9 protein-coding genes and 2 pseudogenes are annotated in these 21645 nt (G+C 50.5%); 4 read left to right on the top strand and 7 right to left on the bottom strand.

Annotated elements, in window-relative coordinates; translation table 11 throughout:
* Positions 1–47: 47 nt before the first annotated feature.
* The 3 genes and pseudogenes from O1Q74_RS02395 to O1Q74_RS02385 all read right to left on the bottom strand — a co-directional run.
* On the bottom strand, positions 48–1775 hold the full coding sequence (locus O1Q74_RS02395; RefSeq protein ID WP_271875935.1) for an ATP-binding cassette domain-containing protein: 1728 nt from the start codon (positions 1773–1775) through the stop codon (positions 48–50).
* Positions 1776–2010: 235 nt separating this feature from the next.
* A pseudogene (locus O1Q74_RS02390) lies at positions 2011–2215 on the bottom strand (type II toxin-antitoxin system TacA family antitoxin); the annotation flags it as partial.
* Between the two features lie 32 nt (positions 2216–2247).
* Positions 2248–2997 (bottom strand): annotated as a pseudogene (locus tag O1Q74_RS02385) (IS3 family transposase); the annotation flags it as partial.
* Between the two features lie 905 nt (positions 2998–3902).
* On the opposite strand from O1Q74_RS02385, the gene pelA reads away from it, so the two are divergent.
* The 4 genes from pelA (at position 3903) to pelZ (ending at position 10343) form a co-directional block, all read left to right on the top strand.
* Positions 3903–5027: a pectate lyase PelA gene (gene pelA / locus O1Q74_RS02380; protein ID WP_271875934.1), complete on the top strand. Its 1125-nt coding sequence runs from the start codon at positions 3903–3905 to the stop codon at positions 5025–5027.
* Between the two features lie 803 nt (positions 5028–5830).
* Complete coding sequence (gene pelB / locus O1Q74_RS02375; protein WP_271875933.1) at positions 5831–6955, top strand: pectate lyase PelB; 1125 nt, start codon at positions 5831–5833, stop codon at positions 6953–6955.
* Between the two features lie 810 nt (positions 6956–7765).
* Positions 7766–8890: a pectate lyase PelC gene (gene pelC / locus O1Q74_RS02370; protein WP_271875932.1), complete on the top strand. Its 1125-nt coding sequence runs from the start codon at positions 7766–7768 to the stop codon at positions 8888–8890.
* Between the two features lie 175 nt (positions 8891–9065).
* A complete protein-coding gene (gene pelZ, locus O1Q74_RS02365; RefSeq protein WP_271875931.1) occupies positions 9066–10343 on the top strand; it encodes a pectate lyase PelZ in 1278 nt (425 codons plus the stop codon).
* 81 nt (positions 10344–10424) lie between these two features.
* On the opposite strand, the gene ppiA is transcribed toward pelZ, so the two are convergent.
* The 4 genes from ppiA to O1Q74_RS02345 all read right to left on the bottom strand — a co-directional run bounded on the left by ppiA (position 10425) and on the right by O1Q74_RS02345 (position 21626).
* On the bottom strand, positions 10425–10997 hold the full coding sequence (gene ppiA, locus O1Q74_RS02360; protein WP_271875930.1) for a peptidylprolyl isomerase A: 573 nt from the start codon (positions 10995–10997) through the stop codon (positions 10425–10427).
* Positions 10998–11260: 263 nt separating this feature from the next.
* Positions 11261–12415: a mandelate racemase family protein gene (locus O1Q74_RS02355; RefSeq protein ID WP_271875929.1), complete on the bottom strand. Its 1155-nt coding sequence runs from the start codon at positions 12413–12415 to the stop codon at positions 11261–11263.
* Positions 12416–13179: 764 nt separating this feature from the next.
* Entirely contained in the window at positions 13180–15294 is a 2115-nt protein-coding gene (locus tag O1Q74_RS02350) for an amino acid adenylation domain-containing protein (RefSeq protein ID WP_271875928.1), read from the bottom strand.
* Positions 15291–21626, bottom strand: a complete 6336-nt coding sequence (locus O1Q74_RS02345) for a non-ribosomal peptide synthetase (protein WP_271875927.1) — start codon at positions 21624–21626, stop codon at positions 15291–15293. Before O1Q74_RS02345 ends, O1Q74_RS02350 begins: the two co-directional genes overlap by 4 nt.
* Between the last annotated feature and the right edge of the window lie 19 nt (positions 21627–21645).

Genomic DNA, 21645 nt, shown 5'->3' with positions numbered 1-21645 from the left:
ATCTTAGGAGAGATCCTCTATCTACTATTGGATCTCTGCTTAAGAATTTAATTTAAGTTTAGAAGATTTTTTATCTCGTTTATTTCCTTTTTCCAAGATAGTTGTAATTGTATTTTTTGATGCTTACTTTTTCTTTTCATGTCACTATCCAGCTTCGATTCAAGTTCAAATAAATTTTTCAATAACTCATCTTCATTAAGATTATTATAAGAAGTTTTATCATTATCACTAACTTTATCGAGAGATTTTGGATTGTTAATTTCGCGAGTTACATGTTCATATGCTTGGTTTACTTCGTTCCACTCATGTAATGATTTATTGTGAATAGACCAATAACGATTACATGAATTTTTAATGAGTTTTCTGTCATGAGTAACTAATAACAACGCTCCTTCAAAATTACTTAATGCAGCTTCTAACTCTTCTTTACCTTCTAAATCAAGATGATTTGTTGGCTCATCCAAAATCAATAATGAAAATTTGGATAGACTTAGTCCTATAAATAAAAGGCGAGCTCTTTCACCTCCACTCAGTGATTGAACAAGTTGATTATGTCTTATATATGGAAACCCTGCTCCGATTAAAGCCATTTTACACTCAATGTCGCTAGCTTTTGAAAAGTCAGTAACGGAATTTATAATCGTATTTTCATTTCTTAATTGATTTAAAATTTGATCATAATAGCCTATAGTGACTTTCTGGTGGAAAACCAAATTCGAAGAATTATTATTTCTATACTTTTCCCATATATATTTCAACAAAGTTGACTTACCAACTCCGTTGCTACCAATTATCGCAATACGGTCTCCTGTACGCACTTTCTTATGATCTAGTTTGAATAATAAATCAGAATCCTTATCCGCTCTGATCTCACTCTCTCTTATTTCTAATAATCTATCAGCATCTATAGCTTCACCTTTTAAGGTTAGTCTCCATTTGCTTCCTTCAGTTAAAACTGTTTGATCATCCTTTAACTTTTCCACTCGCCTGTTCATCTCTAAAGCTTTTCTAGCTAATCCTTCATTGTCGTATATTCTCCCCCAATCAGCCAACCTGCGTGCACTTTTTTCAATTCTCTCTATTTCTTTCGATTCTGAATGGTTTCTCTCCAAATCTGCCTTGTCACTTTCTAAAAGCCTCTTCCGTGCTTCTGTACATGGCAAATGGAAATATTTTATTCGTTTGTCGCGAAGGATCAACGTGCTTTCAGTAACTTTATCCAGTAAATAACTATCGTGCGATACTAATATAAATGTACCATTCCAATTTTTTAAGAAATTTTCTAGCCAAAGCATAGTTGGTAAGTCCAAATGGTTGCTTGGCTCATCCAGTAGTAACAAATCTGGATTGAGAATTAAAGCACGTGCAAGCAATAAACGGGTATGCTGACCCCCACTAAGATTCTCGACCGTTTCCTCAAAAAATTCTTGTTGAAAGCCCATCTCTTTCAGTAAAGATTCACACCGCCATGTAGAGCTAGCCTTCTCATTCTCAGGTAAAACATCTATGATACCTTCTAAAAGCGAGCGCGAAGCTAGTGCGGCAGGTAGTTCTTGCTCAACCCTTGCAAGTATACATTTCCTAGAAATTATAACGTTCCCATTAAAACCGTCGAGTGCACTGCTAAGAATTTTTAGCACCGTACTTTTACCGCTACCGTTGTAACCTATTAAACCTATTCTGTCGTATTTATTTACGCTGAATGTCATTTCATCCAACAATAGTCCTTTAGAGTTTCCATAACTTACTGACTGAACAGATAATAACGTGGTCATCGATTTCCTCTTGGAGTTAAAGTGATTTTTATCTATAGGTTGTCGCATATATCAAAGTATTTTTATCTCCCTGTTAAATTAACATAAAATTAACTTAGCGGTACCCCAGCAGAGCCCCCCAGCGTGATTCTGATGCGGGAGGAGCGTTTCAGGCATAACCCTGAAAAACGCCCCTGATAATTTCGACTTGGTTGCATGGCTACATGTTCGGCGTGGATTGGCTCAGGGGCCGAGATCATTTTTTCTGTTCCCACGGTGCAAATGTTTGCATGGTTTTTCGCAGCGCGGCATTTGGTGAAGGAGTCTGATCCAGACAGGCAAGGAATTCCTGATAAGCCTCGGGATCTGCCATGATGATGCGCTGCTCGCGCTTCCTCTGCGGCAGCGCGAGCAGCTTCGAGGACAAAATTAGTGCGATTTTTTCCTCTGGCCTTCGCTGCACTGATCCTACCCACGTAATGTGGACACAGCCCTAAGCGAGGTTCTGGTTTTCAAATTGTTCTGGGCTAAGCCCGCCGCAAGCGCTATGCCGACGCCAGCGGTTATAATCACACTCAATATAATTAAACACTGTTGTTCGCATCACTTCCCGACTGACAATCGGCTCGCCGTGGATACATTCCATTTTCAGCGAATGAAAAAAACTTTCCACGCAGGCATTATCATAGCAGCATCCTTTGGCACTCATACTCCCTCGCAGATTATGGCTTTTCAGCATCGACTGATAATCTGCTGAACAGTACTGGCCGCCGCGATCGGTGTGAACAATCACGTTTTGAGGCCGTTTTCGTCGCCAGAGTGCCATATGCAGGGCATGACAGGCCAGCGCCGCCGTCATTCTCGATGACATCGACCAGCCGACAACGGCACGCGACCACAGATCAATGACCACAGCCAGATACAGCCAGCCTTCATCTGTACGTAAGTCAGTGATATCTCCTGCCCATTTTTGATTCGGGCCGCTGGCGATAACGTCTCGCCTCAGCAGATTTTCAGACACTGGCAGGTCGTGCTCCCGGTAGCTGACCGGACTGAACTTCCAGGCAGCTTTTGCCCGCAGCCCCTGACGGCGCAGACTGGCAGCAATGGTTTTCACGTTATAGTGTGGCAGTTCATCTGTCAGTCGTGGGGCACCATACCACTGTTTGGCACTATTGAACGCCTTGCTGACGGCAGCATCGCAGACAAGTCGGAACTGCTGACGCGAGTTGACCTGATGACGGCACACCAAGCGATTTTGTCGTACTTTCATTACCACGCGATTCTGTCACAGTCGCTAATTACCAAGGGAAATTGACGGCTAATCAATAACCGTGCTGTGACAGAGCCTACTACAGCCTCGGTTGAAATTTATACGACATTTCAACTTAATAGAAAGCTGAATGATCCCGAATCTGGCACCATGTTTTTGCTTTGAGATGTTCCTATACGTCTGGGAATATAGAAAAATCAGTGAGTTGATGAAAATTTGAAGTACCTCAAGGTACTACCATACATGAAATTCGCGTCAGGTCCCCACCACCAAAAGTAGACGGACCACTGCCCTGCCCAATAAGATATCATGATAATAATTTCACTGTTCACATATCTTTTATTTCTGTTATGACTATCTGTTATTAATAGGCTCTATTTATTACTCCAGCTTTATAGTAAACAATCACGATGAAATCTTTCCTAACAAAAAGTAACAAAAAAACTTTATGAATTAACTAATTTTTTAACCCGGCAGAAAAAACCAGTCTAGATATATTTTTAAGTAATATTTACCTTTAATTTTTTGACGGTGATCACAGTTGTTCATTGAGCTAATAAACTCCACGTAAAAACGGATGAAAATAAAGAACCCAGAGTAAATAAAACAACAAAAAAAACATAACACATTGAATTTAATTAATTTAAATAGAAATTAGTTTCTATTTAAAAGTAGCAAACACAAATCCTTCAAGCTATCCTCTGTTATTTAAAAAATATATTTAACGCCTCATCTTGTATTGTTTATTTTTTCTGTTAACACTTAGTTCGGCTTTATAGACAAACCTTAATTTCATTTTTGTTGAAACAGCCTTTTATTACACAGGGTGTGTAGTGATAAATACCCAAAAAAATCTATATCAAGGAGAGTACACAATGAAATACCTACTGCCTTCTGCAGCCGCTGGGCTGTTGCTGCTTGCTGCCCAACCTACAATGGCTGCAAATACGGGAGGTTATGCCACCACGGACGGCGGCGACATTTCCGGTGCGGTGAAAAAGACAGCGCGTTCTCTACAAGAGATCGTCGATATCATTGAAGCTGCGAAAAAAGACTCAAGCGGTAAAGAGGTTAAAGGTGGGGCCTACCCGCTCGTCATTACCTACAACGGTAATGAAGATGCGCTAATCAAAGCCGCCGAAGCTAACATCTGCGGCCAGTGGAGCAAAGATCCACGCGGAGTGGAAATCAAAGAGTTCACCAAGGGGATCACCATCCTTGGAACCAACGGTTCTTCCGCTAACTTCGGTATCTGGATTGTAAACTCTTCCAACGTTGTCGTGCGTAACATGCGCTTCGGCTATATGCCCGGTGGCGCAAAAGATGGCGATGCCATCCGTATTGATAACTCCCCAAACACCTGGATCGATCACAACGAGATCTTCGCCAAAAACTTCGAATGCGCCGGTACGCCAGACAACGACACCACGTTTGAATCGGCTGTCGATATCAAGAAAGGGTCAACTAACGTCACAGTGTCATACAACTACATCCATGGCATTAAAAAGGTAGGATTGAGCGGCTCAAGCAATACGGATACAGGCCGTAACCTAACTTACCATCACAATATTTACAGCGATGTTAACTCACGTCTGCCGCTACAGCGTGGTGGTCAAGTGCATGCGTACAACAACCTGTATGACGGCATCAAAAGTTCAGGCTTTAACGTCCGTCAGAAAGGGATTGCGCTGATCGAAAGCAACTGGTTCGAAAATGCGCTCAACCCGGTGACCGCACGTAATGATGAATCCAACTTCGGCACTTGGGAACTCCGTAACAACAACATTACCAGTCCGTCTGATTTTACCAAATACAACATCACTTGGGGTAAACCATCCACACCACACATCAATGCGGATGACTGGAAGAGCACTGGCAAATTCCCTGCTCTCCCGTATAGCTACTCCCCGGTTTCCGCACAGTGCGTGAAGGATAAACTGGCAAGCTACGCTGGCGTAGGTAAAAACCTGGCAGTACTGACAGCCGCTAACTGTAAATAAGTGCATTAAACCCGGCACATTCACCCTGCGCCGGGTTCTCTCTGAGCGAGTCATTTAGGCTCGCTCATTTTTTAAGGAACCTGTGCAAGATTGCCAACACGACCTTCACAGTAACAGACTTCATACTCATCACTATTCTAACAATCATAAGGTATGGTCGATGAGATCTATTTTCCTATCGCGTACCGATGCGCGATATAGCAATTAGTAATAATTATTTTTTAACAAACTAAAATTCAACATAGAATTAACGCATCACGTAAATAATATTGACCACGCTTGTGATAGTATATTTTGACTTAAGATGAATTTTTACGCGCGTTGTAACAATTACCATCAGAAAAATCGCAAACTAAAATCCAATAAATAACGAAACCAGAATGAAATTATCGTCAACTCTAAAAACAACCCACTGATTTTCTAGTCTTTTAAAAGAATAGCATTTTCTATAAAACTCCAACTATTAAACCATCAGTATTACAAAATGTTTCACCACTAATACATTTAACATTTCACCCTTGAACTGATCTTATTTTTTGACCACACTCCCCTTGGTTTTTCATCAAGATTGAGATTCATTTTTGTTGAAAAATTTGTATACCCTAAATAATTCGAATTTCAGGACAAACGTTAACGTTTGAACAATGCAGAGCGTTGGCCCGCCAGAGCGAGGCCCACGCAAGTTGGCCGACGAGTAGTGCAGCCAACGCACATGCAATTTGAAGTATAACGGGTATATCTGTTACATCGGGCATATGGAGCAATAAATGCCTATGAAATTATATTCCAAGGAGACATTCATAATGAAATACCTATTGCCTACGGCAGCCGCCGGATTATTACTGTTCGCCGCTCAGCCAACCATGGCCGCAAATACAGGCGGTTATGCCACCACGGACGGTGGAGACACTTCAGGGGCCGTAAAAAAGACCGCACGCTCTCTGAAAGAAATTGTGGATATCATTGAAGCCGCAAAAGTGGATTCAAAAGGCAAGCAAGTCAAAGGCGGTGCCTATCCGCTTATCATCACCTATAACGGTAATGAAGACTCGCTCATCAAAGCAGCCGAAAACAATATCTGCGGTCAGTGGAGTAAGGACGCACGCGGTGTAGAAATCAAAGAGTTTACCAAAGGGATCACTATTCAGGGCACCAATGGCTCATCCGCCAACTTCGGGATCTGGATTATCAATTCATCCAACGTTGTTGTACGTAATATGCGCTTTGGCTACATGCCGGGCGGTGCGCAAGACGGCGATGCCATTCGTATTGATAACTCGCCGAACGTCTGGATTGACCACAATGAGATCTTTGCCAAAAACTTTGAATGTAAAGGCACACCAGACAACGACACCACGTTTGAATCGGCCGTCGATATCAAGAAAGGGTCAACTAACGTCACAGTGTCATACAACTACATCCATGGCATTAAAAAGGTAGGATTGAGCGGCTCAAGCAATACGGATACAGGCCGTAACCTGACTTACCATCACAATATCTATCGCGATGTTAACTCACGTCTGCCGCTGCAGCGTGGCGGTCTGGTTCATGCGTACAATAACCTGTATGACGGCATCACCGGTTCAGGCTTTAACGTTCGTCAGAAAGGGATTGCGCTGATCGAAAGCAACTGGTTTGAAAATGCGCTGAACCCAGTGACCGCACGTAACGACAGCTCCAACTTCGGTACCTGGGAGTTGCGTAACAACAACATCACCAAACCGGCAGACTTCTCCAAATACAAAATCACCTGGGGCAAGCCTTCCTCTCCTCATATCAATGCGGATGACTGGAAAAGCACCGGTAAGTTCCCTTCCATCTCTTATAAATACACCCCGGTTTCTGCACAGTGCGTGAAGGATAAACTGGCAAGCTATGCTGGCGTAGGCAAAAACCTGGCGGTACTGACAGCATCTGACTGTAAATAAACGCGATCAGGCTTCCGCCTTCCCCGTCATATGAATGACAGGAGGCAATGCCCTGCAACCGTGTCTCTTCACACTGAGCAACGGTTTTACCCGAGCGAGCGCTAATAGCTCGCTCATTTTTATGTAAAACTACATGTAGGTGTGGTAAGCATTTCTTAAAGAGATATAACTTATAGATCAGACTAATTATTTAATTAATCGCATTATTTCTTCATAAAAAAATGACCATTAAGGATTAAGGAATAAAGAAAACAGTGGCTCACCAACACGGGATTAATTAATAACTTGATCAACATCAACTATTTTTACACTTCCATCTCAATGAAGAAACCTTAATTATTTATTGATATATACCCTAAATAATTCGAGTTGCATGAAGGCGGAAAGCAAGAGAATTCCGATGAACTTACTCAAGTAAGCGATTCGGGTGAGTGAACGCAGCCAACGCGCATGCGGCTTGAAATATGACGAGTATAGTTCACAGTTACCATCACGTTACAAACCCTTTCATTACGCAATAAAAAACAAAATATCATTTTATTTTTAATAAAATACTCTACATAATGATTTCAAAAAAAATGAAAAAATCCGCCATTTAAAATAGAAACTTATTAACCATCAATATGATGGACGTTATTCACGCGATATATTTAATATCTAAATATTGAATTATTTTATTTTTATGGTAAGAATTAATTGGGTCTTCAATAAACTTTGTTTTCATTTTTATTGAAACACCCCAGTAATATAATCTGGGTTATGTGGATCATTTATACCCAAAAAAAATTCAATTCCAAGGAGAGTACCTTAATGAAATACCTACTGCCTTCTGCAGCCGCTGGGCTGTTATTACTTGCGGCCCAACCGACGATGGCGGCAAATACGGGCGGTTACGCCACCACTGACGGTGGTGACGTTGCCGGTGCCGTGAAAAAAACGGCACATTCCATGCAGGACATCATTGATCTCATCGAAGCCGCGAAGCTGGATTCCAATGGTAAGAAAGTCAAGGGTGGCGCTTACCCGCTCGTCATCACCTATGACGGTAATGAAGATGCGCTGATCAAAGCCGCAGAGAACGACATCTGCGGTCAGTGGAAGAAAGATGCACGTGGTGTGGAAATCAAAGAGTTTACCAAAGGGATTACCATCCTCGGCACCAACGGTTCTTCCGCTAACTTCGGGATCTGGCTGACGAAATCATCCGATGTCGTCATCCGTAACATGCGCTTTGGCTATATGCCGGGCGGCGCTCAGGACGGCGATGCGATTCGTATCGATAACACCCCGAACGTCTGGATTGACCACAACGAGATCTTCGCGAAAAACTTTGAATGCGCAGGTACAAAAGACGGTGATACCACATTCGAATCCGCGATTGATATCAAGAAAGCCTCTACCAACGTGACGGTATCGTACAACTACATTCACGGCATCAAAAAGGTGGGACTGAGCGGCTTCAGCAGCAGTGATACAGGCCGTGACCTGACTTACCATCACAATATTTATGACGATGTTAACGCTCGCCTCCCACTGCAACGTGGCGGTAAGGTTCATGCCTACAACAACCTGTACACTGGCATCACCAGCTCTGGCCTGAACGTGCGCCAGAAAGGGATTGCATTGATCGAACGTAACTGGTTCGAAAATGCGAAAAACCCGGTGACCTCACGTTACGACGGCTCCAACTTCGGTACCTGGGAGCTGCGTAATAACAACATCATGAGCCCAGCCGACTTCGCGAAATACAACATCACCTGGGATAAAGACTCCAAGGACTACGTGAACGCGGAAGATTGGAAGAGCACCGACACATTCCCTTCTGTTCCGTACAGCTACTCTACTGTTTCCCCACAGTGCGTGAAGGATAAACTGGCAAACTATGCCGGTGTAGGTAAAAACCTTGCCGTACTGACAGCAGCAAGCTGTAACTAATTACGACGTGTAAATCGTGAAGGGTAAATAAGCGAACGTCAGGCTCCGACCCTCATTATCCTGTGCTAACAGGAGCCTGCAAGCAAGCTTAACGCCCACCGGCTTACTGTTTGGTCGCAGATGAGCGAGCCATCAAGGCTCGCTCATTTTTATCGTTAATATTCAAGGAAATGAAATGAAACGTTCTCTTCTGTTCGCCGCACTGTTCAGCACTGGATTAGTATTCGGTGTCGGCATACCGATGGCTACCGCCGCCACACCGGCCGCACCAGAGTTGAAAGGATTCGGGACCGATACCGTCGCAGGTAGCGGTGGGCGTATTATTCGCGTCACAACACTGGCCTCTTCCGGTGCCGGTTCACTCCGCGAAGCTCTGGCCGTCAAAGGGCCACGCATTATTGTTTTTGAGGTTGGCGGAATTATCGATCTGAATAAAAGCGACCTCAGATTAACGGAACCGTTTGTCACCATCGCTGGCCAGACGGCCCCCTCTCCCGGCATTACCATCATTCGCGGTGGAATGGGCATTAGCACGCATGATGTGCTCATGCAGCATATCCGTTTTCGCATCGGTGATGCCGGTACGGGTAAAAAAAGCGGCTTTGAACGCGATGTTTCAATCAACGGTAAAGATGCCTACAACGTTGTGATCGACCATTCGAGCTTCGCGTGGGGTACAGACGAAAATCTGTCTATTTCTGGCCCACGCTACGACGGGCCGCAAGGCACCGCACACCGTATCACGCTCTCGAATAACATCATCGCTGAAGGCCTATATGACTCAGCCCACACCAAAGGCATCCACTCAATGGGCACGCTGGTTCACGATAACGTGACCGACGTGGCGATTGTGGGCAACCTGTACGCCCACAACAATGAGCGCAACGCCTGGTTCAAGGCCGGCTCAACGGGCGTCATGGTCAATAACCTAATCTATAACCCTGGCATTTGGGGGATTCGCGTTGGCGGAGTCAAGGAAGAATGGGAAGGAAAAACCATGCCCGCCAGCCCACGCGTCTCCGTTGCGGGTAACGTAATACATTACGGCACCAATACCAAAGCCGGTTTAGGACTCGTAGGCAGTAACAGCTCCGGCGATGTCTGGATGTCGGATAATCTCGCTTACGACACCAACGGAAAAGCCGCACCGCAAACCTCGGGCAGCGGGATTAATCTACTTAAGGTATCCTCTATTTGGCCTTCAGGCTTAACGTCAGCGCCTGCCAGCGCTACCACCAATCAGGTTCTGCAAAGTGCAGGCGCACGACCCAAAGATCGTGATACCGTCGATAAGCGCATCGTGGATAACTTCAAACAGCGCAAAGGCAGTTTCGTGAACAGCCAGGAAGAGGTTGGTGGCTATCCCGTGGCAACGGCAACCTACCGTCAGTTGAACGTGCCGAGCACCGGCGTGGATGCCTGGCTACAGCAGATGGCAAAAGCGCTCGAATAACGCAGCCGTTAGCACTTGAAGATCGAAAAAGGCCACATCAGTGGCCTTTTTCGTACTCTCAGCTCCAGTCTATCTCACCAATCAGGGCAGCACTTTCGCGGACTGAATCATAATAGGCGTGGTAGGCACATTCTGGTAAGGCCCGACGTTCTTCGTTGGCACCTGAGAGATCTTATCCACAACGTCCATACCTTTCACAACCTTACCGAACACGGCGTAGCCAAAATCACGTTGGCCGTGATCAAGGAATGCATTGTCTGCGACGTTGATAAAGAACTGGCTAGTCGCGCTATCCTTTTCTGCGGTACGCGCCATCGCAATCGTTCCGCGCTGGTTACGCAAGCCGTTGTCGGCTTCATTTTTGATCGGCGCATTCGTCGCTTTTTGGCTCATTTCGCCAGAAAAGCCACCGCCCTGCACCATAAAACCAGGGATGACACGGTGAAATGTCGTTCCGTTATAAAAACCATTGTTAACGTACTCGACAAAATTCTTTACCGAAACTGGTGCTTTTTGGTTATCTAAAGACAGTTCGATATTGCCCGCAGACGTCGTCAACAACACACGTGTGGTGGTGTTGGAAGCCGCAAAGGCCGAAGAGAATGCCGTTAGAGAAAGAAGGGCTGCCGCAGCAACCAGAGTACGTTTAAGCATGAGAATTCCTTTTTGAAGAGGCTGACTACAGAAAGCGTGATAATTGTAAGTATCCGCCCCCTTCAACGCTACCCATTTACCTTTTTTTACGTATAAAAGTCTGTTCGTAACCAACTATGAGCAAAAACCTGTACGAAAGATATAAAAAAGGCCGATTGCTCAGCCTCATCTCTGTAGAGAATGCATGGAAGACGACAACTCGTTATTTTTTAGGTAAGGCTATCTTTCAGATCGAACAAAAAACAATTCATATAAAACAAAAGCTATTCTTGACTTAGGGTATGCTCCTCAATCCAGTCAAAATTGATATCTTCTCCCAGCCCCGGACGTTGCGGCAGATGCACAAAGCCCTCGTCATCCATCGGATCGACAATGGAATTCAGATAAGCCGCAGGCTCGTCGTAATCGAGGAAAGGATGCAGCAGACCGCGCTCATACCAGCGGCAGTTTTTGATCGCCCCAACGACGTTGAGGTTTGGCGCGCCGTTGCCATGAATTTCACAATCCATCCCGAAGGATTCCGCCAGGCTAGCGACCTTCAGACACGGCCAGAGACCGCCCACGCCCTGCACACCTGCGCGTAAAATGTCACATGCACCTTCTTTCACCCAGTCAGCACGGCTGAAGTACTTACCTGACAGACTTTCCGGCCCGATGACATCGATATCCAGGCTCTTGGTCAGCCAGCTATAGGACGCCATGCTCTGTTCTTCCATCGGTTCTTCAAACCAGGTGAAATCGAGCTTTTGCAATTCACGACCGATATACAGCGCATCGCTGCGGCTGTACCAGTGGTAGCCATCCAGCATCAGGCAGATGTCCGAGCCGACGGCTTCACGTACTGCGGCACAGGCTTTCACGTCAATCTTCGGGCTGGGTGCGAACGATACTGGCGGCATCCAGGTGTGCAACTTGATGGCTTTATAGCCGCGCTGCACCAGCTTTTCTGCAAACTGGCCGTATTCCTCTGGCGTCGATAAGCCACCTTCCAGCTCATCGCCACACATGGTGCTGCCGTAGGCTGGGACTTTTTCACGGTAGCCGCCAAGCAGTTTATGCACCGGCATGTTCAGTACGCGACCTTGCAGATCCCACAGTGCGGATTCCACAATCGACAGCGCGCGATCGGTCAGTTGGTTGGCGCTACCGCGTTGCCAATGCACCAGATCCTGCCAGAGGCGTTCACGGTCGAACGGGTTCTGCCCAATCAGCACCTTGCGGAAGAAAGCATTAACAATATGAGGACGAACCACTTCCGGCGGCGCGAAAGCGTAACCTTTTTGGCCGTCATCTGCCGTGATGGTTAACAGCGCCATCCTGGCTTGATTTTCAGGTCCCGGGTGTGAATGACCCGCACTATCGGAAGCCCGGCGTGTGGGATAAGTAAAGACGGTGACATCAATTGATTCTATTTTCACGTTATTACCTGCTTTGATGTTTAACACAGCTCATGTACAAGATTTGCGAATGTAAGCCATATAAATAATTAAAGAATAACGCCACTGACTGTGTTGGGAGGAGTAGATAAAAAGCGCCTATCGCTCTCTGGTACGACCTTATCAGTCGATCACCGCAACAGAATAGAAATAGTGTGCCAATTAAAAAAAATGGTATTTTATTTTCAATAATAAAAGGTTGTTACGCCGTTAGTCATTAGGCAATTTCCTCCATATGACGAAATTATGTCGCCAATAATTGTGCAATCGCACATAAAGCTGTGAGCATTATCGATAATTAGCAGCATATTTTATTTAACTTATTGATAAATAATAAACATGTTATTTATTTTTTCTTTCCATACCCGTATCAATGAACGAGTGCAGCTTTCAGCGTTGGCCGTGCGTCAGCGGATGGCCTGCCACAGCGCAAAATGATTTTCCGTCAACCGTGGAATACCAACTAAATCGGGATCGCTGGCGGCCTCATCCTCTCTGACTTAACGGCCTTCATCGTTCAGCACCAGCGGGGTGATCTGGTCGCCATCATCGTCTACGAACAGATCGACAGTATTCAGGTCATAGTCGCGACGCGGAGGCTCTTCTGCATCCTTCATCTTGGTGCAACTGAAGATAAGCGCACCACCGTCAAGGATGACGTAAACCTTCTGTTTTATTAGGTAAGTTTCACGGATAGCGATGAAAACCCACGCGATAATGGGGCAGCACTGCGGCCCCTATTACTATCAGACGTCCGTCAGGCGTTTACGATCGACTTTACCGCTGCCGGTTTTCGGCAGCTTATCAAGCACCACAATGCGCCCCGGCACCATGTACGCCGGTAAAAACTGGTGCAGCTGTTTGCGCAGCGCCAGCTTGGTCATCTCTGAGCTGGGTTTATACTCCACGTAGCCGACCAGCACCGCGTCATCCCCTTCCCCCTGAAGTTTCACGGCCGCATCCTGTACCTGTTCGATCCGCTTCAACTGCGCCTCGATCTCTCCTAGTTCGATGCGAAATCCCCGTAATTTCACCTGATCGTCGAAACGACCAAGATACTGATAACGATCGTCCGTCAGCAGCCGGACTTTATCACCAGTGCGGTACATTCTCTGCCCAGATTCCACTTGCTGAATAAAACGATCCTGTGTCAGATCGTCACGCTGCCAGTATCCGCTGCTCAGCGCGTCACCAAGAATGCACAGTTCCCCCACCATCCCTTCCACCAGCGGATGACGATCGTCATCGATCACCAGATGCTGATAGCCCGCCAGCGTGTTCCCCAGCGCAACCGTATGCTGATTCTCTAACGCTGTGCCATCGATCTGCGCCATCTGCGACCAAATCGTCGCCTCTGTTGGCCCATAGCAATTCCACAGCGTCCTGCAACGGCTGACCAGACGCTGCGCCAGTCGCAGATCCAGCGCTTCACCGCCGCACAGCGCCACCAGATCGGGTTTACCCTGCCAGCCTGCTTTGAACATCATGCGCCAAAACGCGGGCGTGGCCTGCAAGACATTGATGTCTGGTCGAGCCTGTAAATACGCCGCGACCGCCTGCGGATCTTTGTATTCCTCATGCGTGGTCAGGTGCAACACGCCGCCGACCCACAGCGGCGCAAACACTTCCAGCATGGAGATATCGAACGCCAGCGTGGTAATCAGCAGCCAGTTGGCTTGATCCGTTAAAGCCAGCCGCTCAGTGCTGGCATGAATAAAGGTTTGCAGTGCCCGTTGACCAATCACAACACCTTTCGGTTTCCCCGTAGAACCGGAGGTAAACATCATGTAGGCCGCCGTTTCCGCGCCCCCCGTCCGTGCCACCTGTACGCTTGCGGTGGCATCGCTGGCGGCATACGGTAAATCGCCGAGGTTCAGGATCGGGCAGTCAAACGCCAGCGAACCGCCGGTGTAGCTGTCCTGCAAGACTGCGGCCAGTACCGCTTCCTGCTGAATCGCCTGTAGGCGTTCCCCCGGAAAATCCGGCTCCAGCGGCACAAACGCCACCTGAGAAAACAGGCAGGCCAGCAGCGCCGCCACGGTGTCAGGCTGACGGCTAAGGTGCAACCCCACACGCTGACCAGCCGTGATGCCCTGTGCAGCCAGTACCTGTTGAATCAGCGCTACGCGTTGCAACAGTTCCCGATAGCTGATGTCACGTTCCTGAAAGCGAATGGCTACACGGTCCTGCCGTTCTTCCTGAGTAAGACGCGCCAGCAGTTCATCGTGCAGGGTGGGCGTCGTCGTCCTGTGAGGTAGCGGTGCCACCCGCGGACTGAGGCGAATCTGCGCCAGATGCTCCCAACGCTGTGCCAGCAGCCCATCGAGTAGCTGCGTGAGATGGCGGGCAATACGCTGTAGCTGATGGTTATCGAACTGTCCGTCAGGTGCCGTCAGAATCAATCGATCGTTATGCACCAGTACGATCAGCGCCACGCTTTGCGCCGCTTTTTGTACAACCACAGGTAACGATGCCATTTCCCCCACGATCAGCAGGCTGCTAAACAGCGCATGCTGCGTGTCGGCTGCCGGAATCCCTGGTGACGACTGCGGATCGCACGACGATCCCACTGCTGCGATCCACTCGCTAACAAGACGATCGCGCTGATGAAAATATGCGATCAGCGGTCTTACGTGGTCAGGAAGATCGCACGTGACGAGCGCGGCACACACCTGCTCTTCACCGCTGTATTTGTACAGCAGCCAGCTCCATGCCGCGCTCACCAGCGACGTAGGGTATTGTCGGAGCAGTTCACTGCTGTGGCGCTGTTCACCATGCGCGGCACCTACCCGCTGCCCAAAGGCCGTGGGCTGTTGGATATCCGCCAGCGGGTTCTCCACTGCTTCATCGTTCCCTGTCATGACAGCGTTTCCTCATTGGCGGTCACCTTCGACTGTGCCAGATATCCGCTCAGCGCCTGCGGTGACGAGTAACGCTGCAAGAGCGCCACACTCACCGGATGCGCTAACGCGCGGCTCAATGTCTGTGCCAGCGCAATACGCTGGAGCGAATCAACACCACTTTCACACAGCGTCTGCGACCAGAGGCCAGATTCACTGCGTCTCAGCGCCTGCGCCCACACGCGCAGCAGCGCTTGGGCTGACGGCGTATCAGGCGAACCAGCGCGGCTATCCTGCATGGCAGCCTGCCTCATCGACGTATCCGCCACCTTATTATGTCCGACAATCTCGGCGGGCTGCTGCGGCACGCTATTCACCAGCGCCACCACTTCATCATGCCAGCGCATCAGCACCCGACGTGCCTGCGCGCTATCCAGCACATCGGCATCAAACTCGAAGCGCAGCAGCATGCAGCCCGTCTGCTCACGCACCACCAGATTCAGCGGCATCTCGACTTTTTCATAAGCAGCGGAGAATTCGGGAGATAACCGATGCGGTTCGTCAGCACGTTCACCTTGTTCCTCCTTTGCTCCGGGATAGTTTTCATAAACGAACAGGCTATTGAACAGACGCGGACGTCCGGCTGTCAGGGCAATCAGCGATTGCGTGGCATGCTGATTCAGCGCCATCAGCTCATTCTGCAACTGCACCAGATGCTCTTGCAGCGACATCGGCTGCTGCCAGCTCAGCGCCAGCGGCAGGCTGTTGATGTAGAGACCCACGCTACTCGCCACGTCCTCTACCGGACTTTCCCTGCCCGACAGCACGTTCCCGACAATGCTGACCGCATCACCGGTTGACCGCGCCAGCAGCCGGTGCCAGGCATATTGCGCAATAATGCTGTGGGTGACGCCCACCTCGCGGGCAAACGCGGTTAGCGTCGCCTGATCCTGTTCGCTCAGGCTCACACCGGTGACCTGCGGTTCAACCTGCGTCAGATGCTGGCTGAGATCGATACGTTTCCCCGCCGCCGCAAACAGCCCAGCCACATCGTTCGTCTGTGTCAGCAGCGGCTGCCGCAGTTGCCAGAAAGCCTCGACGGCAGGCTGCTGTGCAACAGCGTGTAGCGCATAATCGACATAGGCGCGATCCACCTGAATCGCTGACGCTTCACCGTGCATCAATGCTTGCCCGTTCATCAACAACTGATAGTCACGGTGCACCGCACCCAGTAGCTGCGGGCCACTCCAGCCATCAATCACGCTGTGGTGGCAGCTCAGCAGTACCCGATAATCCTGATCGCCCAAACGGAAACAGGCAATGCGCAACAGCGGTGGCTGCGACAAATCAAATCCGTTACGTAAATCCTGCTGCCGATAGCGCTCGATGACCGCGTGCGGATCGGCCTCCTGCGCCACATCCTGATAGTGGAAAGGCAGGTCTGCCTGCGCCACAATCACCTGCACGCTGGCACACTCGCTTTCCAGCGCGGCACGCAGCGCCGGGAACCGCTGAATTTGACGCCGCCATGCCTGACGATAGCCTTCCACATCCAGCGCCTGCGCATAGCGAATCGGCGTTTGCAGATGATAGGCATCATCCTGCGGACAGCGCAGGCGGTGGTACAGCATCGACTGCTGGAGCGATGACAGCGGCAACAGCGTGTCGATGTCATAACGCTGCGACAGACTGTCGAGCTGTGGCTGGCTCAGGTTGACCGCCGGGAAATCGCTGGGAGTAAAAGCGGTGCCGTAGTGTAGCTGTGCCAGACAGGCTGCCGTCAGCGTACGAATATTTTCCGTCAGCCGCAGCATCAGGCGTTCACTGTCACGCTGGTTGAGGCAGCCGACCTGACGCAGCGTTAACTGCCCACCAGCAATACCACCGTGGAGACTGATCACCTCTGCCGGTTTATTCTCCGCCGAAACACAGCAGCCCGGCGCGACGTCTACCGGACGCCACGTGCTAGCAGCCTGAACCGACAGCCCGAGATAGTTGAACACAATCGGCGACAGCGTCAGAGAATCACCCTGAGGATGGTAGTAGCGCAGCGGATTAAATCCGACGCCTTTATCCGGCACCTGACGCAGCTTCTCTTTGCTGGATTTGATCAGAGAAGCCCAATCGGATCGATCTTCCAGACATACCGGATAGGTACTGGTAAACCAGCCAACCGTGCGGCTGACATCCAGCGTCGGATCGATCGCCTCGCGCCCATGCCCTTCCAGCATGATGCGTGCTTTGTCGCCCCAGCCGAGATCGTTTAACGTGCGAGTTAGCGCCGCTAACAGCAGATCGCTCACTTCGGTATTAAAGGCACGATTGGCCTCACTCACCAGTTGGCCTGTGGTTTCCGCATCCAGCGTCAGAATCGCGGCGCTGGCATAGCCTTGTGGATCTTTCGCCGCCAGCAGCGCCGTCTGATCCACGCCGTCTTCCTGCGTCTGCCAGTACGCCAGCTGTTCCGCATGCTGTGTGGCGTAGTGATGCAGCGCCGTGCCCCACTGGCGATAGCTCGACGTTTTCGGTGCCAGCGCTTCACCGAGATACAACCGCTCCAGATCGTCAACCAGAATGCGCCAGGATACGGCGTCAATCACCAGATGGTGGAAAGCGAGGAACACCGCCGTGTCCGCCTGCGGATGGTGACGCACCAGCGCGCAGGCCATCGTTTTACCCTGCGCCGGATCGAAGTCACGCTGCAACGCGGTAAACGCCTGTTGCAGGCCGTCGTCGCCAAGCTGACGATAATCCAGCGTCGGTAGCGCAGGGCAAGACACTTCCGTCAGATAGCGCTGCCCATCGGCATCACAGGCCAGACGCAACGCGTCATGTTGTGCCATCAGCGCCTGCAACATCGTGGTCAGGCGTTCGGTATCCACGTCCGGCAGTTGAATCATCGCCGCCTGATTCCAGTGCTCTGGGCGTGCCAGCGGCTGTTCCATAAACCAGCGCTGAATCGGCAGCAGCGCAAATTCACCTTCCAGCGTGCCCTGCTCCGCGACAATGCGTGTCTCACGGTTATTCTGTGCCAGCACGCGGCACAGACGCCGCACGCTTTTCGCCTCGAAAACATCCTTCACCGTGCAGGCGTAACCCGCGCTGCGCAGGCGCGTCGTCAGTTGAATACTGAGGATGGAATCGCCGCCCAAACGGAAAAAATCATCCTCCACGCCCAGCGGCGTATTCAGCACGCTGCGCCAAATCGCCAGTACATCCGCCTCCAGCGGGTTATCGGCTTCCCCGTCGCCTTCGCTGGCTTCCAGCACTGGCGGCAGTTGTTTCGTATCGAGTTTGCCGTTTGGCGTCAGCGGCATGACTTCCAGCAAAATCAGCCGGAACGGCACCATGTACTCCGGCAGGTGCTTCGCGACATCAATCAGGACAGCGGCAGGTTCCGGCGTGCTGCTGTCGGCTTTCACCGTGCCATAGGCGACCAGCGCCGGACGGTTCCCCACTTGTGCAACGATGACTTTAACCTGTTTCAGGGACGGACATACCGCCGACAGCTGCGCCTCGATTTCACCCGGTTCAATGCGGTAGCCGCGCAGCTTGATCTGCTCATCAATACGGCCACAGTATTCATAGTCGCCGTTGTTCAGCAGTCTGGCCTTGTCGCCCGTGCGATAAATGCGCAGCGTCGCCGTGCCGTGTTCGACATTATTCACGTCATTCAGCGTGATGTGTTCAAAGCGGCTGGCCGTCATTTGTGGCTGGTTGAGGTAGCCACGCGCCAGCCCAAGCCCCGCAAGACACAGCTCTCCCGGTACGCCCGCCGGACACAGTTGCCCAGCCGCATCCAGAATCAGCGCCTGAATATGAGTAAGCGGTTTACCGATAGTGACAGGCTGGCCTTTGCGCAGACGGGTACTCAACGCCGTGACAGTACACTCCGTCGGCCCGTACATGTTGTACAGCGCCACCTTATCGGCCCAGTTTTCCACCACCGCGTTCGGGCAGGCTTCACCGCCCATGCCAATCGCCTGAATGCCGTTAACCTGCTGTGGATCGAGAATCGACATCAGCGCCGTTGGCAAGATCAGATGCGTCGCGCCCGCCTGTTCGGCCTGCACAATCGCCCGATCGTTGGGTTCGCCAAACGCCAGCGTGCCACCGCTGCTCAGCGGCAGTAGCGTCGTCATGTTACCGGCATCAAAGGAGAGCGACATGCAGTTGAACATGGTGCTTTGCGGCGTGAAACCGATGCGATCGCGATGATCGTCCAACAGATTGATCAGCGAGCCGTGTTCGATCATCACGCCCTTCGGCAAGCCAGTCGATCCCGAGGTGTAGATCACCTGTGCCAGCTGTTGTGCATGGCGCGGAATGGCTGGCGCTTCATCGCCCGGCAGATCGTGCCACTGCGCGACAACAGCCGGATCGGTCAGATCGATACACTGTTCAGCTGACCATTGCGCTAACTGTTGCCCATCGCCGCCGAGAATGACGGAAAGATTCGCATCGGTCATGATGTGGCGCAGCCGCTCCGGCGGATAGTCAGGATCCAGCGGCACATAGGCAGCCCCCGCTTTCCAGATAGCCAGAAGCGCAACGACAAAATAGCGATCGCGTTTCGCCAACACACCAACCAGCGACTGTTCTCCCAGCCCCTGACGGTGCAGCCAGTGCGCCAGCTGATTCGACTGCCTGTTCAGTTCGGCATACGTCAGCGTATCCGTGCGCTGTTCGCCATCAAAGGCTATCGCCAACTGCTGCGGATCGCGCTGGGCGATGGCTTCAATCGCGTCGGTTACCGTCAGCTGTGGCTGCGGATAGCTACGCGGCAACTGCTGACTTTCCGCCAACACGGCGGCAAAGCGATCCGCTTCCATCAGCGGCAGATGCCAGACGTCAGTTTCCGGAGCCTCAACCACGGCCTCAATCAGCCGGATAAAGCGGTCGGCATAATACTGGATCGTCTGGCGTTCAAACAATGCTGTGGCAAACAGCCAGTCCAGCCGCACTTCCCCCATCAGCTCCGTCACCTTAACCGAAATGTCCGTCTTGGCGGGCAGCACGGGTGAAGTCTCTTCCTCCGCATCGCAACCGGGAATCAGATCGTTGAAATCCACTTTAGCCTGATACACCAGCATTACCTGGAAGATCGGGTTGATCGCGGTGGTGCGATCGGAACCGATCGCCTCGCTCAGCGCTTCAAAACGATAAAGCTGATGATCGAAGGCCGACAGATCCTGCTCGCGGCAATATTGCAGGTAATCGACGAAACGCTGGCTGTCCTGCAACTGAGTGCGCAGCACGATGGTGTTGACGAAGAAGCCGACGACATCTTCGATATCCGGTCGTTCGCGGTAGGCCAGCGGCGAACCAATGACGATGTCTTTTTCACCGCTGATGCGCGCCAGCATCAGGGAGAACACCGCATGCAGGCCGATAAAGTTAGAGGTATTGTAGCGCTGGCACAGGCGCTTGAATTTATCCCACAGATCGTTGTTGATCGCGGAGAAGATCACCTCACCGCCGCTATTCTGGTGCGCCGGACGCGGTTTATCCAACGGTAGGCTGTGTACTTCGGGGATTCCCGTCAGTCGCTCAACCCAGAACGGTTTGAATTCGTTGTGGTAATCCAGAAACGAGGCGGAATTGAACCAGTGTGCGTAATCGATATAGTTAAGCTGGGTCGGCTCGACGGGGTAAGGCTGGCGATTTTGACAGGCCAGAAAAGCCGGTTTGAAATCCGCAAACATATTCTTCACCGACCAGCCATCGGAAATAATATGGTGCTGGGTGATCATCAGAACGTGCACCCGTTCGCTCATTTTCACCAGCCGCACACGAGTGAGATCGCCCGCCGTGAGATCGAACGGGCGGCTGATTTCCGCTTTCACCTGCTGCTGTAAGCGCCCTTCCCGTTCGTCTTCCGGCAATGATGAGAAATCATCATGCTGTATCACAAACGGTTGATAGGCATCGATACGCTGTTCGCCCTTGCCGTGTTCGTTGACCACAAAACGGGTACGCAGGCTGGCATGACGCTGCGCCAGCGCGTCAAAGGCAAACGCCAGTGCCGCCACATCCAGCGTGCCGGTCAGACGAAAATAGACCGGCATATTGTAGAGGTGTGATTGCTCTTCGTACTGCTCGATAAACCACAGTCCGCTCTGTGATGACGACAGCGGGCCAGACGCGGCATTCTGCGGCGTGATGGGACGTTCAAACGCCTGCTGCGCCGTCAGGCAACGCACAATGGCGTCTTTGTTTTCCTTAATCGTACGCCCAATCTCTGGCGTGATCGCGTCTTTGCTGGACTGCGAAATCAACTGCTCCTGCGCATTTAACGCCAGACGGACGCCCTGCCGCTCCAGCTGCTTTAACAGCGTTACGATATCTTTCATGACTTGTCACTCTCTCAGC

Source organism: Pectobacterium sp. A5351 (assembly GCF_028335745.1).
Lineage (GTDB): Bacteria > Pseudomonadota > Gammaproteobacteria > Enterobacterales > Enterobacteriaceae > Pectobacterium.
Note: the sequence above shows the minus strand (reverse complement) of the source record. Positions and strands in the feature narration are given on the sequence as shown.

Bases quoted from the DNA above. Each gene is read 5' to 3' on its own strand.
- O1Q74_RS02395 (WP_271875935.1), bottom strand. From the start codon at position 1,775: ATGACCACGTTATTATCTGTTCAGTCAGTAAGTTATGGAAACTCTAAA.
- pelA (WP_271875934.1), top strand. From the start codon at position 3,903: ATGAAATACCTACTGCCTTCTGCAGCCGCTGGGCTGTTGCTGCTTGCT.
- pelB (WP_271875933.1), top strand. From the start codon at position 5,831: ATGAAATACCTATTGCCTACGGCAGCCGCCGGATTATTACTGTTCGCC.
- pelC (WP_271875932.1), top strand. From the start codon at position 7,766: ATGAAATACCTACTGCCTTCTGCAGCCGCTGGGCTGTTATTACTTGCG.
- pelZ (WP_271875931.1), top strand. From the start codon at position 9,066: ATGAAACGTTCTCTTCTGTTCGCCGCACTGTTCAGCACTGGATTAGTA.
- ppiA (WP_271875930.1), bottom strand. From the start codon at position 10,997: ATGCTTAAACGTACTCTGGTTGCTGCGGCAGCCCTTCTTTCTCTAACG.
- O1Q74_RS02350 (WP_271875928.1), bottom strand. From the start codon at position 15,294: ATGACAGGGAACGATGAAGCAGTGGAGAACCCGCTGGCGGATATCCAA.
- O1Q74_RS02345 (WP_271875927.1), bottom strand. From the start codon at position 21,626: ATGAAAGATATCGTAACGCTGTTAAAGCAGCTGGAGCGGCAGGGCGTC.